Genomic DNA, 17,282 nt, shown 5'->3' with positions numbered 1-17,282 from the left:
CAATAAGATGAAAAAATATCTTTTTACCATACTGACTATATTTTTGATAGTAGTGGGATGTACTAAATTTCCCATCGATGAAGATGGCTTATTAATAACCGACCGAGAGGATTGTTATATTAGTAACCTTGAGTTGTTAGGAGCAGACCAACGTTCTGTGTTGACAGAAAAATTAGTCGTAATTGATGAAGAAAAACTTACGATTAGTGCGGAAGTGCAATTTGGTACGGATTTAAGAAATATTTATCCTCAATTCTCTTTAGCAACGGATGCTAAGCTCGATCCTAAAATTGTGGGGAAAGTAGATTTTTCAGATTTAGAACATCCAAAACAGTATACGGTGATTTCAGGTAACCGAAAGGTTCGTAAAACATATACTGTTTTGATTACCGTTCAACAACCATAAAATAGTAGTAATTATGTATTTTAAAAATTTTAGTATATTATCTGTCATATGTTTGGCTTCTTTTCTGTTTGTTTCCTGTAGTGATGAATATGAGGTACCGGATGGAGTAACTAAGCTGACCAATGATTGTATCAAGAGGTCTTTAGGTCCGAATGTTGTTGGAGGACAGATTGAATTTGCATACGCTATGGCTCTTCCGAGAGAGAAAGGAAGATTGGTTTCAGCTAGAGTACAAGCTTCTATTTCTGGTGCTGAAGGAACATACATGGAACATCGTTCATATCATACAGATGATGTTGGTACTGATGTCGGGGTAGAGATTGGGTCTCCGTCTGAGACTAATGGAGGTGTGACTGAGGTACATTTTACGGTAGATACTTGTGCTTCTACACTTCGTTATTATTATATAATTCCGGAAGAGGCAAGAGGAAGAGAAGTTTCATTTACTTTTTCTGCCGAGAGTAGTAATGGTCAGGCCGTAAACTATAAAATGGGTCCGTATAAAATATCGAATATGGATATGAAATTGGATATCGAATTGAAGAATAATACCTACTTTTCGATTGAAGATATGAGGACTTATACACCGGCTGAGGCTGCTCAGCATCCTGAAAAGATAGATTTTATATATCTGTTTAGGCAAATGCGAGGTGTAAAATTTTTGCATGCTTTTGTATCTCCTACTGCAGATAAAGATTACCTCCCGGGAGTAACTGTTCCGGAAAGTTTTACAAACTCTACAAAAATGATGAGAGTATATGCCTCAGCAGATCAACAGCTGGCAAGAAATGAGTTTGGAGTGTTTGTGGATGATGTGGATTTGCAGCAAATAGATGTATCTAACTCTCCTATTTTTGTTATAAATATGGTTGAGACTGGGGGAATATGGGCCGAGACGGCAGATGGTAGATATAAAGCATATATTTATATTAACTCTGCACCTGAGACAAGAGCTGGTATGACGGTTAGTATGAAGAGGTTGAAAGTGCGGTAATATCTTATAATTATTTGATTTATTGTTATTTATATTGTTACTCCAGAAAAACAGGTTTTACCTGTTTTTCTGGAAACCAGCTCTTATATTCTTATTATTATCGTATTTATAATTCCATTATATAAATTTTATGTTAAAATATTTTTTCTTTTTTTCAGTGGGGTTGTTGTGTCTGTCTATTGATATGGTAGGCCAAAATTGTCGGATGGATGGTTATAAAGGAATCTGGTATACAATAGGGCAAAGTTCAGAATACGGATATAAGTATTCTGGAGGGTTGGGAACTTATACGGCCGACCATGTACCGGTAGCCATATATGCACCAGAAGTGGAAAAGACTTTTTTCGTATATGGGGGTACGACTCAAAAAGATGAAAGGCATTTATTGGTAATGGCTTCATATTATGACCATAAGAAAAAGGTGGTGCCAAGACCTGTCGTTGTTTGCGATAAAAATGGTGTAGATGATCCGCATGATAATGGCTCTATATCGATTGATAAAGATGGCTACATTTGGGTATTTGTCAGTGGAAGAAATGTTAGCCGCTTAGGGACTGTATATAAAAGTAGGGAACCTTATTCAATTGATAGTTTTGAGAAAATGTATGAAGCGGTTTTTACCTATCCGCAGCCTTGGTATGTTGAGGGTGAGGGTTTTATGCATTTGTTTACAAAATATACGGGAAAGAATCGTGGGCGAGAGTTATATTGGTCAACCAGTTTTGATGGTAAAAAATGGTATCCTGATCAAAAATTGGCAGGGATAGAAGGGCATTACCAGATTAGTAACATAGTGGGGAATAAAATTGTAACAGCATTTAATTATCATCCAGAAGGTTCAGCTGATACACGTACAAATTTATATGTAGTACAGACGATGGACATGGGAGAAAATTGGCAGACTGTTACAGGAGAAAATATTCGAGTACCTCTTACTGAACCGGTAAATCCTGCTTTAGTATATGATGGTAAGAATGAGGGTAAGTTGCTTTACTTGAATGATATGAACTTTGATAGGTTTGGTAATCCGATAATTTTAGCTGTTGTAAGTAGACATTTTCAACCGGGACCTCAGGGCAATCCCCGAGAGTGGGTTGTTTTTCATTGGACCGGGAAGCAGTGGGAAAGGCATAAAGTCTGTGAGTCGACACATAACTACGATATGGGGTCTATTTATGTGAGAGGGAAAGAATGGGTTATTGTAGGGCCTACGGAGGCTGGTCCCCAAAAATGGGGTACTGGAGGAGAGATGGTACTTTGGAGAAGTAAAGATGAAGGTAAGAGTTGGATTAAAGTGCGTAATGTAACAAAGAATAGTTTATTCAATCATTCCTATGCGCGTAGACCGGTAAATGCTCATGATGATTTTTATGCTTTTTGGGCAGATGGAGATGCTGACCGTATGTCAGAATCGAAATTATACTTTACAAATAGAAAGGGTAATAAGGTGTGGTTATTGCCTTATGATATGGATACGGAGTTTGCAACTCCAGTGCAAATTAAGTGATTTATTTTTTAGTAGTTAAGATAAAATATAATAATTATAGGTTTTAAGATGATCAGATCGAAGTTTCTTTTATTGTTGTTGATATTTGTTCCTTTTGTATCGTATTCTGCGTCTAATAAAGGAGAACAACCTTATGGAATAAATTTGGCATGTGCAGAGTTTGCAGAAGGAAATATGCCGGGCGTGTATGGAAAACATTATCGGTATCCTGGGATTGAGGAATTGGATTATTTTAAAAAGAAAGGTCTGACTCTCGTACGTTTGCCTTTTAAGTGGGAGCGTTTGCAGCCTCAGTTGTTTGGACCACTGGACGTGGTGGAATTATCTCGTTTGAAAGAATTTGTATCGGCAGCTGAAGAAAGAAATATGAAAGTTATTCTTGATTTGCATAATTATGCACGTCGGAAGATGGATGGAAAGAGTATTGTTATCGGTACGAATGGGTTAACAGCCGAACATCTTGCGGATTTTTGGAAACGATTGGTTAGAGAGATGAGTGGGTATACCAATATTTATGGACATGGCATAATGAATGAACCTCATGATTTAAGCGATTCATTAACTTGGTTCGAAATGGTTCAGACATCTATTATAGCTATTCGCGAAGTAGATATGAAAAATACGATTATTGTAGGTGGTAATGACTGGAGCTCGGCAGAGCGCTGGCCTTATATGAGTGATACGTTGAAGTACCTTTTTGATCCGGCAGATAATCTGATGTTTGAGGCTCATGTATATTTTGATAAAGATGCATCAGGAAGTTACAGGGGGACATATGATGAAGAAGAGGCATCACCTTTTAAAGGTGTCGAGCGGGTAAAACCGTTTGTGAAATGGCTTAAGGAAAATAACTTCAGAGGACTTATTGGAGAATATGGTGTCCCGGATAATGATGAGCGATGGTTGGTAACATTAGATAATTTTCTTTCTTATATTCAGGATGAAGGTATCAACGCTACGTATTGGGCAGGAGGTCCTTGGTGGGGAAAATATAAATTAAGGATAACTCCTGATAGGGGAAAGGATAGGCCTCAAATGAAAATTGTAGGAAAATATCTTTATACAGAATCGGATTTATCAGAACAAGTTTTTATAAAATAATATAGGTATGGTGGGCAGAATTGTAGTACAAATGTTGTCTGTGTGTTTATTTTTTCTATTTATTGCAGGTTGTCACCATGTAGTGAAAGAAGATGAATGGGTAGAAGAGTCCTTAGATAAAGCAAGGAAACAGTCCTTAATGATGGCAAGAAAAATAGATAATTTAAGAGGTCAGTTACCTCGTTCAATTGACGAAACTGATTCTTTGATTACCTCTGGTTCTGATTGGTGGTGTAGTGGTTTTTTTCCGGGGACATTATGGCTTCTGTATGAAGATAAACATGATCCGGAGATTCGTAAGTTTGCTGAAAAATATACAGGACGATTGCATGAAGAACAATATAATGAATCTACACATGACCTCGGTTTTATGATGTATTGTAGTTATGGAAATGCGTATCGGCTGACAGGCGAAGATTCGTGTCGCAGTGTATTGATAAATGCTTCCACTGCTTTGACTAAAAGATTTAATTCCAAAGTAGGTTGTATCCAATCTTGGGAACCTTGGGGCGAATTACATTTTCCGGTAATCATTGACAATATGATGAATCTTGAAATGCTTATGTGGGCGTATAAAGAGACGGGAAAGAAAATATTTAAAGACATTGCCATTAGTCATGCAGATAAGACAATGGTAAATCATTTTAGAGAAGATAATAGTTCTTATCATGTGGTGGATTATTTCCCTGAAACTGGAGATGTTGCATTTAAAGGAACAAATCAAGGATATAGTGATGATAGTGCTTGGTCTCGAGGGCAAGCGTGGGGACTTTACGGTTATGTAATGATGTATCGTGAGACCCTTGATTCTAAATATTTGCAAAAAGCACATCAAATAGCTCGATTTATTTTGGATCATCCTCGTTTACCGGAAGATAAAATACCGTATTGGGATTTTGATTCTCCAAACATCCCGGATGAATTTCGGGATAGTTCGACGGCAGCAGTCATTGCTTCAGCTTTATTAGAATTATGTACATATTCTGACAGGGAACTTGCAGAAGAATATCTATCTGTTGCTAAAAAACAATTACAAGTATTATCATCAGATACGTATACGGCAGAGTTTGGTACTAATGGTCATTTTATATTAAAGCATGGTGTTGGAAATATGCCTGCTGGTTCTGAGGTTGACGCTCCATTAAGTTATGGTGATTATTATTATGTAGAGGCTCTTCTACGATATAAAAATTATATAAAAGGGTACCAAGGCCAGAATTGATTTGCATATGAAAAAGAAGATAAAGATATCGATGATGTTTCTTTTCCTGTTTGTATATACAGCCTTCAGTCAGTCTATCATACAGTTTAATATGGATACACTGCCTTCTCATCCGCGGCTACTTATGCAACAAGGAGAAGAAAAAGCGTTGATGGAAAAGATAAACAAGTCTGCAACATGGCGTCAAATCCATGAGTCCATTATATCAGCCGGAGAAGATTTGTTGACACGTCCCCCGTTAGAAAGGAAAAAGATAGGGATGAGGTTGTTGGGTGTCTCCCGGGAATCCCTTCGCCGCATCTTCTTTTTATCCTACTCCTACCGGATGACAGGAGAAGAGAAATATCTGCAACGCGCAGAAAAAGAACTGATAGCAGTTTGTCGTTTTACAGACTGGAACCCGTCCCATTTTCTGGACGTGGCCGAAATGACCCTGGGAGTCTCCATCGGTTACGACTGGCTGTACAAGGAATTACCGGAAGACTCCAAAAAAATCATACGGGCAGCCATTCGTGACAAAGGTCTGCGGCCCTCATTCGATGAATCGTACAACTGGTTTCTGAAAACGGAAAACAATTGGAACCAGGTATGCAACGCCGGTATGACCTTCGGAGCCTTGGCCACCTATGAAGAAGACAAAGAATGGAATAAAAACATCATTCTCCGGGCGTTACGCTCCTTGCCCCTCGCCATGAAAGAATACGAACCCGACGGAGCCTATCCCGAAGGATACTCCTATTGGGAATATGGGACGACCTACAACGTATTGCTGCTTGCAGCATTAAATAAGATATTGGGAGAAGACATCACCGGAAGCTTGGGACGGAATTTCATGCAAACAGCCAGCTATTATGAACACATGACAGGCCCCACAGGCCAGAGCTTTAACTATTCCGACTGTGAATCTTCCCCAAATCTCTCCCCCGCTATGTATTGGTTCGCTCAAAAAGGAAATGCCCCGTCATTACTATGGGTAGAGAAAAACTATTTATCAGAAACAAACCGGGCAAACAATACGGCCAACCGATTCTTGCCTTTGGTACTGTTATGGGGAGGAGACATAAACATAGAAAAGCTCACCCCCCCACAAAGTTTGATGTGGACAGGGGGTGGAAGAACCCCCGTTTCCATGATGCGAACGAGCTGGACTTCTCCCGAAGCCATATACGTGGCCATCAAAGGCGGCAGCCCGTCAAGCAACCATGCCCATATGGATATCGGCAGCTTTGTCATGGATGCAGGCGGGGTCCGCTGGGCCATGGATTTGGGCAAACAAGATTACGAATCATTGGAATCCAAAAAAATGAAAATCTGGTCCAATACCCAAGATTCAGAACGCTGGCAAGTCTACCGATACAACAATTACTCCCATAATACCCTGACCATCAACAATGAGTTACAGCAAGTATCGGGCTATGCCCCGATAGAGCACACCACCCATGACACAACATTTATGAGTGCCGTATGTGATTTGTCATCCGTTTACGCAACCACCGTATCCTCCTGCAGAAGAGGCATTGCCCTGGTAGATAAAAAATATGTCATGGTTCGCGACGAAATCTCGGCACCTGCAGATACACCCTCCACCATAAGATGGACGATGCTGACGCCCGCCAAAGTAAAAAAGATAAAAAAAGACCGGATAGAACTGGAACAATCCGGGAAGAAACTCACCCTGAAAGTCGTCGGCAAATATCCTGTACGGTTACAGACATGGGACACCCGTTCCCCAAATGCCTATGACGCCTCCAATGCAGGCACAATCAAAGTAGGCTTTGAGAGTGAAGTTCCGGCCGGAGCAACCGGACACTTTACCGTATATCTATTGCCCGAGGGGAGTACCTATGATTCAGGAAAAAATATGCCGTTATCACAATGGACTGAAAATATAACCGATAACTAATTATAAAAAATATTGAAATGAGGAAAACAATATTGTTATTTATTTTTTGGATGAATATAAGCGTACTTATAGCGGAAAATTATAAAGCTGATTGGAATTCACTCGACAAGCGGCCGATACCGGAGTGGTTTCAGAATGCCAAGTTTGGTATTTTTGTTCATTGGGGACTTTATTCTGTTCCGGCTTGGGCTCCTAACACTGGTGATGTATATTCGAAATATGCAGAGTGGTATTGGCACCGTTTGAATCCGGAGGATAAAGATGGTGAATTATTTCGAGTTCATCATGAGAAAATGTATGGAAAAGACTTTCGCTACCAAGATTTTGCCGGGAATTTCAAAGCCGAAATGTTCAATCCGGAACAGTGGGCAGAAATATTCAGTAATTCGGGAGCTAAATATGTAGTATTGACATCAAAACATCATGAAGGCTTTGCACTATGGCCCAGTGCGCAAAGTGTGAATTGGAACAGTGTAGATATAGGCCCTCATAGAGACATTTGTGGGGATTTGGCCAATGCTGTTCGGCAAAAAGGAATGCGTATGGGCTTTTATTATTCTTTATATGAATGGCATCATCCTTTATATAAGAATAATGTAAATCAGTATGTGGAAGAACATATGCTACCTCAGTTGAAAGATCTCGTTGTACGGTATAAACCTGATGTAGTTTGGGCTGATGGGGAGTGGGAGCATCCCAGCAGCACTTGGAAAAGTGAAGATTTTTTAGCCTGGTTATATAATGAGTCTCCGGTATCGAGTACTGTGGTTGTGAATGATCGTTGGGGGGAGGAAACCCGAAGTCGACATGGTAGTTTCTATACTACAGAGTACGATCTTATTCATGATAATAATTCTAAAGATGCTGTATTTACACATCCATGGGAAGAGTGTAGAGGGATAGCAGGTTCTTTTGGATATAATCGGAATGAAAATTTGGAAGATTATTCTTCTGCTGAGGAATTGATACATATATTGATTGACAAGGTTTCTCGAGGAGGGAACTTACTATTGAATGTTGGTCCTACGGCAGATGGCCGTATCCCGGTCATTATGCAACAACGTCTTGCTGAAATTGGGGCATGGCTTCGGGTAAATGGTGAAGCAATCTATGATACAAGAAAATGGGATGAAAACTTAGAAAATGAAAATTCTGGGATACGTTTTACTTGTAAAGGAAAAGATTTGTATGTATTTGTTGATAAGTGGGATGACAGACCTTTTTCTATAAAGGGAGTGGGAAAAGTAAAGAAAGTGACGATGCTGGGAACAGATGAGAAAATCAAATTTTCTTATAAGAACAACACTCTCACTATTGTTCCACCTAAATTGGATATGCATTCGGTTCCTTGTTCTTATGCTTGGGTATATAAATTAGAAAATGCTTTTTTAGAAAAATAAATTTCCCCAATAATAAAATTCAGTAAAGCGATGAATAAGTATATTAAGAATTTTGAGATGCTCAAACAAGAACAGGAAAAGTTGTTATGTTGTGTAAATGAAGAAATACTACCAAGCAATGGAATTTACGAACGATATAAAAATCCGGTATTGACACCTGCTCATGTACCATTGTATTGGCGATATGATTTGAACACCGAAACGAATCCTTATATGATGGAGCGCATAGGAGTAAATGCAACATTTAATGCCGGTGCAATAAAATGGAAAGGGAAATACATAGTGGTTGTAAGGATTGAGGGTAATGATAGAAAATCGTTTTTTGCTATAGCAGAAAGTCCGAATGGTATAGATAATTTTCGTTTTTGGGACGAACCTATAACAATTCCTGAAACCGAATATCCAGATGTAAATGTATATGATATGCGTTTGACTTTGCATGAAGATGGCTGGATTTATGGAATATTTTGTAGTGAACGGAAAGACCCGTCTGCTCCACAGGGAGATTTATCTTCAGCTGTTGCAACGGCAGGCATAGTTCGTACAAAAGATTTAAAGAGCTGGGAAAGACTACCTGATTTAGTTTCAAGAAGTCAACAACGTAATGTTGTTTTGCATCCTGAATTTGTAAATGGAAAATATGCTTTATATACCCGTCCTCAAGATGGATTTATTGATGCAGGAAAAGGTGGTGGAATAGGTTGGGCACTTATTGAGGATATTACAAATGCAGTGATTGAAGATGAAAAGATTATTAATTACCGGTATTATCATACGATAAAAGAATTAAAGAATGGAGAAGGACCTCATCCGATACGTACATCTAAAGGATGGTTGCATTTAGCACATGGAGTAAGAGGTTGCGCATCTGGATTACGTTATGTATTATACTTATATGTTACTGCCCTTGAAGATCCTGCAAAAGTCATTGCTGAGCCTGCCGGATATTTTATGTCTCCTCAAGGAATGGAATATGTGGGAGATGTGGCGAATGTTTTATTTTCGAATGGTTGGATAGTCGATGACGATGGTAAAGTGTATATTTATTATGCATCGTCAGATACGCGATTACATGTAGCAACTTCTGATGTTAATCGGTTATTAGATTATTGCTTTAATACTCCTGCCGACGGTTATCGGTCTGCTATATCAGTAAAAAATATAAAGGAACTGATAGCATGTAATAGACGGTATTTATAACTAAATGAATGATAGAATGATGAATACATATAAAATTTCATTAAAAGAGAAAATCGGATATGGATTTGGTGATGCAGCAGCATCGATGTTTTGGAAATTGTTTACAATGTACCTGATGTTTTTTTATACCGATGTATTTGGTATTTCGGCTGTAGTAGTGGGTACAATGTTTTTGATAACCCGTATTTGGGATGCTATTTTTGACCCTTTTGTGGGAATATTGGCCGACCGCACTCAAACTCGTTGGGGTAAATTTCGTCCATATTTGCTTTGGATGATGGTGCCATTTGGTATTTTGGGCATACTTATGTTTTCTACTCCGGGGTTGAGTGAAAATGGAAAGATAGTATATGCATATATAACATATTCGCTTATGATGATGGTTTATTCGTTGATAAATGTTCCTTATGCGTCATTATTGGGGGTAATGACATCAGATGGGAAAGACCGTACATCGTTGGCGACTTATCGTATGACATTTGCTTTTGCTGGAAGTTTGTTGGTTTTAGGTGCAGCAGAGCCTTTAGTAGATGTTTTTAGCAAAATAAAAGGCAATGGAATAGATTTGGCTGCAGGATGGCAATATGCGGCAGTAGTCTTTGCCATTGTTGCAGTCATCTTTTTTTATCTATGTTTTATATGGACAAAAGAAAGAATAAAACCTGTTGTAGAAAAAACTTCGTTAAAAGATGATATTCGGGATTTATGGGGAAATCGACCATGGTTTATTCTATTAGGTGCAGGTATATCTGTTATCTTTTTTAATTCGATACGTGATGGTGCGGCTATATATTATTTTAAATATTATGTGACTGTGCAGGATGCTTTTCAGTTAAATTCATTCAATATGACTATCTCACTAAGTAGTATGTATTTTGTGTTAGGGCAAGCTGCGAATATTGTTGGAGTTTTATTGACTATTCCGGTTTCTAATCGTATGGGGAAAAAAGGAACATTTCTTACTGCAATGGTAATTGCTACATTGTTAAATATCTGGTTTTATTATATCGATAGGAGTAATGTTTCCCTCATCTTTGTATTACAATTCTTTATAAGTCTATGTGCTGGAATTACATTACCTCTTATCTGGTCAATGTATGCCGATGCTTCTGATTATTCTGAATGGAAGACCAAACGGCGGGCTACTGGATTAGTATTTTCGGCATCCTCTATGTCTCAAAAATTTGGATGGACCATTGGTGGTGCACTTACTGGTTGGTTGTTGGGATATTATGGATTTCAAGCAAATGTGGTTCAGACAGAGTTTGCTCAAAATGGCATACGTATGATGCTTAGTTTTTTCCCGGCTATAGGTACTTTCCTGGGCGTCTTATTTATGCTTGTTTATCCATTAAGTGAGAAGAAGATGGCAGAAATAGGAATTGCCCTAAAGAATAAGAGAGAAGAAATATAATAATGGGTAATATAATAGTAAAAGATTATGAAATACGGATTTTTTGATGATAATTGTAGGGAATATGTAATTACTAATCCTCGTACGCCATGGCCTTGGATAAATTATTTGGGAACAAAAGATTTTTTTAGTTTGATTTCTAATACAGCAGGAGGATACTCTTTTTGTAAGGATGCAAAATTTCGTCGTATTACACGTTATCGTTATAATGGGGTTCCAATGGATAACGGGGGTAAGTATTTTTATATAAATGATGCCGGAACAGTTTGGAATCCTGGGTGGAAACCTTGTAAAACAGAATTAGATGATTATGAGTGCCGACATGGGATGAACTATACCATTATAAAAGGTGAAAAAAATAAGTTGAAAGTTGAGGCTCTTTATTTTATACCTTTGGAGACTTGGGCAGAAGTTCAAAAAGTGACTTTACAGAATACTTCGGATAAAGTGAAGAAAGTACAATTTTTTTCGTTTGTAGAATGGTGCCTTTGGAATGCCCAAACAGATATGGAAAATTTTCAAAGGAATCTTTCTATAGGAGAAGTTGAAATCGAAGGTTCTGTTATTTATCATAAGACAGAATATCGGGAACGTCGTAATCACTATGCTTATTATTCAGTAAATGTCCCAATCGATGGATTTGATACGGATAGAGAATCATTTTTGGGATTATATAATGGATTTGATGAACCGGAAGTGGTATTGCAGGGTAAAGCGAGAAATAGTGTCGCTCATGGGTGGTCTCCTATAGCATCACATTGTATAGAAGTAGAGTTACAGCCAGGAGAATCGAAAGACTTGATTTTTGTATTAGGATATGTTGAAAATGATATAAACGAAAAATGGGAGAAGAAGAAAATCATTAATAAGACCAAGGCTAAAGATACAATTAAACGTTTTCAGTCAGTTGAAGATGTTGATAAGGCGTGGTTTGATTTGAAAAAATATTGGGATGATTTATTGAATGTGTATGTCCTGAAATCGGAAGAGAATAAGCTGAACCGGATGGTTAATATCTGGAATCAATATCAGTGCATGATTACGTTCTGCTTTTCACGTTCTGCATCTTTTTTTGAAAGTGGAATCGGACGGGGAATGGGATTCCGGGATTCGAATCAGGATTTGGTTGGATTTTTGCATCAGATACCGGAAAGGGCTCGTGAACGTATTATCGATATTGCTTCTACTCAATTTCCGGATGGAGGATGCTATCATCAATACCAGCCTTTGACAAAAAAAGGAAATAATGAAATAGGGCAGGGATTTAATGATGACCCGATGTGGCTTATTTTTGGTACAGTACACTATTTAAAAGAAACGGGGGATTTTTCGATTTTGGATGAAATGGTTCCGTTCGATAATGAACGAGGTTCTGAAAAATCTCTTTTTTATCATTTGACAGTATCTTTTAATCATGTTATAAATAATTTAGGGCCTCATGGATTACCGTTGATTGGACGGGCTGATTGGAATGATTGTTTAAATTTGAATTGTTTCTCTGATAATCCGGATGAAAGCTTTCAGACGACAGAAAATAAAACTGAAGGAAGTAAAGCCGAAAGCTTGATGATTGCTGGACTATTTGTTATGTATGGAAAGGAATATGCCGATTTATGTGATTATTTAGGCAAAAGAGAAGAAGCAGTTCGCGCCCGGCAACATGTAAATGATATGACAGAAGCTGTAAAAAAGTATGGTTGGGATGGAGAGTGGTTTTTACGTGCTTATGATTTTTGGGGGAATAAAATCGGCTCCAATGAAAATGAAGAAGGTAAAATATTTATAGAATCGAACGGTTGGTGTTCTATGGCCGGAATAGGTCTTGAAGAGGGGTTGGTACAGAAGGCATTGGATGCGGTAAAAGACAGGTTGGATTGTGAATATGGAATAGTTTTGAATAATCCTGCTTATACAACATATCATATTGAGTCAGGCGAAATATCGAGTTACCCGGAAGGATACAAAGAAAATGCAGGAATATTCTGTCATAATAATCCATGGATTATTATTGGCGAAACTATTTTGGGGCGGGGTGATCGTGCATGGGAATATTATAAAAAAATATGTCCGACTTATTTAGAGAAAATAAGTGAGTTACATAAAGTTGAACCCTATGTATATGCACAAATGATTGCCGGTAAAGATGCATATTGCCCGGGTGAAGCGAAAAATTCATGGTTAACGGGTACTGCGGCTTGGAATTATTTCGCTGTTACACAATATATTTTGGGAATTCGGCCACAATATGATGGATTGTTGATTGACCCTTGTATACCTTCTGACTGGAAATCTTTTACAGTTATTCGTCGTTTTAGAGGAACTACTTATGAGATTAAAGTAAGTAATCGAAATGGAATGATGAAAGGTGTTAAACAGATTAGAATAGATGGTAAATCTCTTTCAGGAAATATTCTTCCACTGATTCATACGGAGAAAATTGTAAATGTAGAAGTAGAAATGTAGGTATGAAAGTATTTAGAATTTTAGTTTTTATTCTGTTGAATATATTATGTTTTCCGACCAATCTTGTGTCGGAAAATCTTTTTGCAGGTGTATCTTCTCCAATGATAAAAAGTGATTTGGATTCTTTGATATTAACTGTCGATTCGAGTGATGAAGATATGATATTTGTGTCACCCCAAAATATTGATTTAAAAATTGGAATTAAAAGTATTTCTAATCTGAAACGAGATGTTACCTTAATATGTAAAATAACGACAGACGACTATAACAGTGTAGATTCTCTTTCTTATAAAATTAAATATAAAAATAAAGAGATGTCGTTTGACGGGATTAAGTATACACCTTTGCATGCTGGTTTTTATCGCTTTACTATATATGCAGAGGGGAAAGATATCAAGAGTAATGTCTTGCATTTCAATGTTGGATTCAACCCTGAAAGTATAGTCTCTCCAGTTGATGCTCCTGCCGATTTTGAAACTTTTTGGCAAAAGACTAAGGAAGAACTGGGAAGGGTTATTCCTCGGTATAAGATGACTTTGATGGAAGATAAATCGTCGGATAAAAAAAATATGTATCATGTAGAGATGTATTCATGGGGAAATGTAAAGATAGAAGGGTATTATTGTGTTCCTAAAAAATCAGGGAAATATCCTGTTATTGTGGCATACATGGGATATGGAGCATCACCTTATTTCCCTGATGCAACAGCCATGACTGATTTTTGTGAATTTGTTCTTTCTGTCCGGGGACAGGGGATACAAAAAACAAAAAATATTTATGGTGATTGGATTACTTATGGTTTGAAAGATAAATATGATTATTACTATCGAGGAGCATATATGGATTTGGTGCGGGCTATAGATTTTGTTTGTTCGAGACCGGAAGTCAATAATCAGAAAATAGCAGTTGAAGGAGGTAGTCAGGGGGGAGCTTTTTCTTTAGTTGCTTGTGCCTTGGATAAGCGTATAAAAGTTGCAGCGCCACATATTCCTTTTCTAACTGATTTTCGGGATTATTTTAAGATATGTCCTTGGCCAAAGTCCTCTTTTGAGCATTATTTAAAGAAAAATCCGGATAAAACTTGGGATGATATTTATGGGTTGTTGGCTTATTTTGATGTTAAGAACTTTGCACCTCGGATACAATGCCCTATCGTTATGGGAATAGGTTTACAAGATAATACATGTCCTCCTCATACAAATTTTGCAAGTTATAACTTGATTCCGTCAGAGAAAAAATATTATGTTTATCGAAATCAGAAGCATAGTGTTGATAAAAGCTGGTGGCCTATGCGTGCCCATTTTTTCAGAGAGGTGTTGGGCCGTATTCCGGATAAGTCAGTAGTTACTTTGGATGATGGGAACCATGTTGTGATAAATAATGTGTTGACATTATCTAATGATATTTGTATACCTTCTCGGTTATATATGCTTGCTGATACGGAAAATGATATTTTTATTAAGCCTTTTCTCAAAAGATGGTTTCCGTATGAATATTTTGTAAGGTTTGGTGGAAATATACATTTTTCTCAAATACTGGGCGATAGAGTGGTAGTGGATAAACCTCAAAATAATGGGAAATTAGTTGTGAATTTGATTGAAGGGGAAAATTTTGAGGTTATAAAATCTGTAGAGACCTCAGTTTTGACAAGTAATAAATCTAAATATGATGGTGATATTTTTATTCAGATTTTAGGGGACAGTTATGTAAATGGAGCTTTTTTTAGAGATGCTTTTTTTACAAAAAAATATGTGCCGGGAGTTCGATTGATAGGAATGAGGAAAGTTCAGGGAGAAGAAGGACAATATGATGAAGGACGTGGAGGATGGAGATTGGCCGACTATTTTAAAATACCCAAGGATAAAACATCTTTTCATGGTTTTATGCAACCAGATGGTGATTATTATTATTGGGGAGCTACAGGTTTTTGGAAAAATAGTTATTTAGTTGCAAAAGGGAAAACAATAGATTTTATGACTGTATATCATTGTGGAAGATACGATGATTATATTGGGTGGTTTGACGAAAAGACAGGTTACTTATCTTCTCCGAAGAAAAATGATTTGCAATATGATAATGAACTTGAATCTTTTGTGAAGTATGATGGTAGAAAATGGGTTCCGGTTAAAGAGACAGATTTTAGCTGGAATTTTGACTATGGAAAATATTTGAAAATGTGGAAAATAAAACCTCCTCGTTTTTTATTTGAATTATTAGGACTAAATGATTTTAGATATGATATTAACGCAGACTTTTCAGAATGGAATGCGATGCTTGAAGATATGAAAAACTCATATCTCAAAGCAGTTCCTGATGGAAAATTTGTTATTCTTATTCCTACCACGACTTGTGGTTCTATAGATAATGTTTCTGGCGTATTTACTCCTTATCAGAATGCAGCGATGTGGCGTCTGCGTAAAAATATTATAGATGTATTTGATGATAGGGAACATGATGGATATTATATGGTAGATATAGGAATTGTTGTGGATGAAAATGGTGGATATGATAGAGAAAATGGAATCCAGAAGGGGTTGCCACATCCATATCGAAGTTATCCGAAAATGGGCATACCTTTAGCCGCATTTATTCAATATTATAGATAATTTTTAAGAAATGTACTTTTAATAAAATAATTATTACATTTATGCCGTTATCAGGCTGAGTGTAATAAATGTAAAATAATTTTTTGTTTATGAAAAGGACACGGTGTTTTATAACGATTCTATTATTATCCGCTTTAGTCTTCTCAGTACAAGGCTCAGTAATTAAAGTTTTGGCTGTTGGAAATAGCTTTTCGGAGAATGCCATAGAACAAAATTTATATCAGTTGGCTGAAGCAAATGGAGATACATTGATTATTGGAAATATGTTTATTCCCGGATGCACTATCAATAGGCATTGGGAATGTGCGCAAAGTGAAGAAGCAGCTTATCAGTATCGAAAAATTGTGAATGGGAAAAAGGTAAATACCTCTAATAAGTCCATGCTCGAATGTATACGAGATGAAGCATGGGATTATATTTCTTTTTAGCAGGGAAGTTATGATTCAGGAAATTATGCAACTTATACGAATCTATCTTTATTGATGAAGTTTGTAGCTGAGAATGTAATTAATATTAAAGTTAAATATATCTTTCATGCGACTTGGGCTTATGCTCAAGATACAAAACATTCTGGTTTTAAAAATTATAATTCAAATCAGATGTGCATGTATAATGCTATTATTGAGACTGTGGATAGAACGGTAAAAGAAATCAATGAAGATAGTTCGAACCCTAATAAGATTACATTTATTATACCATCGGGAACTGCTATCCAAAACGGGAGAGCTTCTTCACTCGGAGATATATTTTGTGGTTCTGATGGTTATCATCTGAACGCGTTAGGAAAGTATACTGCAGCATGTACTTGGCTTGAAATGATTACAGGAAAGGCAGCTGTTGGAAATTCTTATAAACCTTCTGATATTACTACACAACAAGTAAGAATTGCTCAGCAGGCAGCACATAATGCAGTCCTATGTCCTGATAGAGTAACATCATGGTAAATCATTGGTAATATTATAAAACACTGTCTAACATACAGTTTGAATTTTAATGATTTTACCCCTGTCACATTACAATATGTGTGTGGCAGGGGTAAATATTGGGGATGAAGATTATCTATGAT

At 37.1% G+C, this 17,282-nt stretch carries 11 protein-coding genes and 1 pseudogene; all 12 read left to right on the top strand.

The genetic code is table 11. From position 1 onward, the window contains the following. Nucleotides 1–7 precede the first annotated feature (7 nt). The 12 genes and pseudogenes from Cop2CBH44_RS08505 to Cop2CBH44_RS16540 all read left to right on the top strand — a co-directional run bounded on the left by Cop2CBH44_RS08505 (nucleotide 8) and on the right by Cop2CBH44_RS16540 (nucleotide 17,160). Nucleotides 8–406 carry an SGBP N-terminal domain-containing protein gene (locus tag Cop2CBH44_RS08505; protein WP_021929207.1) on the top strand — a complete coding sequence of 133 codons (399 nt, stop codon included), beginning with the start codon at nucleotides 8–10 and terminating at the stop codon, nucleotides 404–406. 13 nt (nucleotides 407–419) lie between these two features. Beyond that, nucleotides 420–1,400, top strand: a complete 981-nt coding sequence (locus Cop2CBH44_RS08500) for a DUF4466 family protein (RefSeq protein WP_021929206.1) — start codon at nucleotides 420–422, stop codon at nucleotides 1,398–1,400. Between the two features lie 130 nt (nucleotides 1,401–1,530). After that, entirely contained in the window at nucleotides 1,531–2,907 is a 1,377-nt protein-coding gene (locus tag Cop2CBH44_RS08495; protein ID WP_021929205.1) for a BNR-4 repeat-containing protein, read from the top strand. A 48-nt stretch (nucleotides 2,908–2,955) separates the two neighbouring features. Then, the gene (locus Cop2CBH44_RS08490) at nucleotides 2,956–4,008 is read left to right on the top strand and encodes a glycoside hydrolase family 5 protein (RefSeq protein ID WP_021929204.1); all 1,053 of its coding nucleotides are present in this window, start codon (nucleotides 2,956–2,958) and stop codon (nucleotides 4,006–4,008) included. Nucleotides 4,009–4,015: 7 nt separating this feature from the next. Next, nucleotides 4,016–5,230, top strand: coding sequence for a glycoside hydrolase family 88 protein (locus Cop2CBH44_RS08485; RefSeq protein WP_044225743.1), 1,215 nt, complete (start codon nucleotides 4,016–4,018; stop codon nucleotides 5,228–5,230). A 7-nt stretch (nucleotides 5,231–5,237) separates the two neighbouring features. Then, nucleotides 5,238–7,133, top strand: a complete 1,896-nt coding sequence (locus tag Cop2CBH44_RS08480) for a heparinase II/III domain-containing protein (protein WP_200754647.1) — start codon at nucleotides 5,238–5,240, stop codon at nucleotides 7,131–7,133. 17 nt (nucleotides 7,134–7,150) lie between these two features. After that, nucleotides 7,151–8,533: an alpha-L-fucosidase gene (locus Cop2CBH44_RS08475; RefSeq protein ID WP_055096954.1), complete on the top strand. Its 1,383-nt coding sequence runs from the start codon at nucleotides 7,151–7,153 to the stop codon at nucleotides 8,531–8,533. Between the two features lie 30 nt (nucleotides 8,534–8,563). Further along, nucleotides 8,564–9,733, top strand: a complete 1,170-nt coding sequence (locus Cop2CBH44_RS08470; protein WP_021929391.1) for a glycoside hydrolase family 130 protein — start codon at nucleotides 8,564–8,566, stop codon at nucleotides 9,731–9,733. Nucleotides 9,734–9,752: 19 nt separating this feature from the next. Beyond that, on the top strand, nucleotides 9,753–11,147 hold the full coding sequence (locus tag Cop2CBH44_RS08465) for an MFS transporter (protein WP_055096951.1): 1,395 nt from the start codon (nucleotides 9,753–9,755) through the stop codon (nucleotides 11,145–11,147). Between the two features lie 27 nt (nucleotides 11,148–11,174). After that, nucleotides 11,175–13,610 (top strand): glycoside hydrolase family 94 protein, encoded by a 2,436-nt coding sequence (locus Cop2CBH44_RS08460; protein WP_200754646.1) that lies wholly within the window; start codon nucleotides 11,175–11,177, stop codon nucleotides 13,608–13,610. Between the two features lie 2 nt (nucleotides 13,611–13,612). Continuing rightward, on the top strand, nucleotides 13,613–16,216 hold the full coding sequence (locus tag Cop2CBH44_RS08455) for an acetylxylan esterase (protein ID WP_200754645.1): 2,604 nt from the start codon (nucleotides 13,613–13,615) through the stop codon (nucleotides 16,214–16,216). 89 nt (nucleotides 16,217–16,305) lie between these two features. Further along, nucleotides 16,306–17,160, top strand: a pseudogene (locus Cop2CBH44_RS16540) (DUF4886 domain-containing protein). Nucleotides 17,161–17,282: the final 122 nt, after the last annotated feature.

It is taken from the genome of Coprobacter secundus subsp. similis (assembly GCF_015097275.1).
Taxonomy (GTDB): Bacteria; Bacteroidota; Bacteroidia; order Bacteroidales; family Coprobacteraceae; genus Coprobacter; species Coprobacter secundus.
This window is presented reverse-complemented; position numbering and strand designations above follow the sequence as displayed.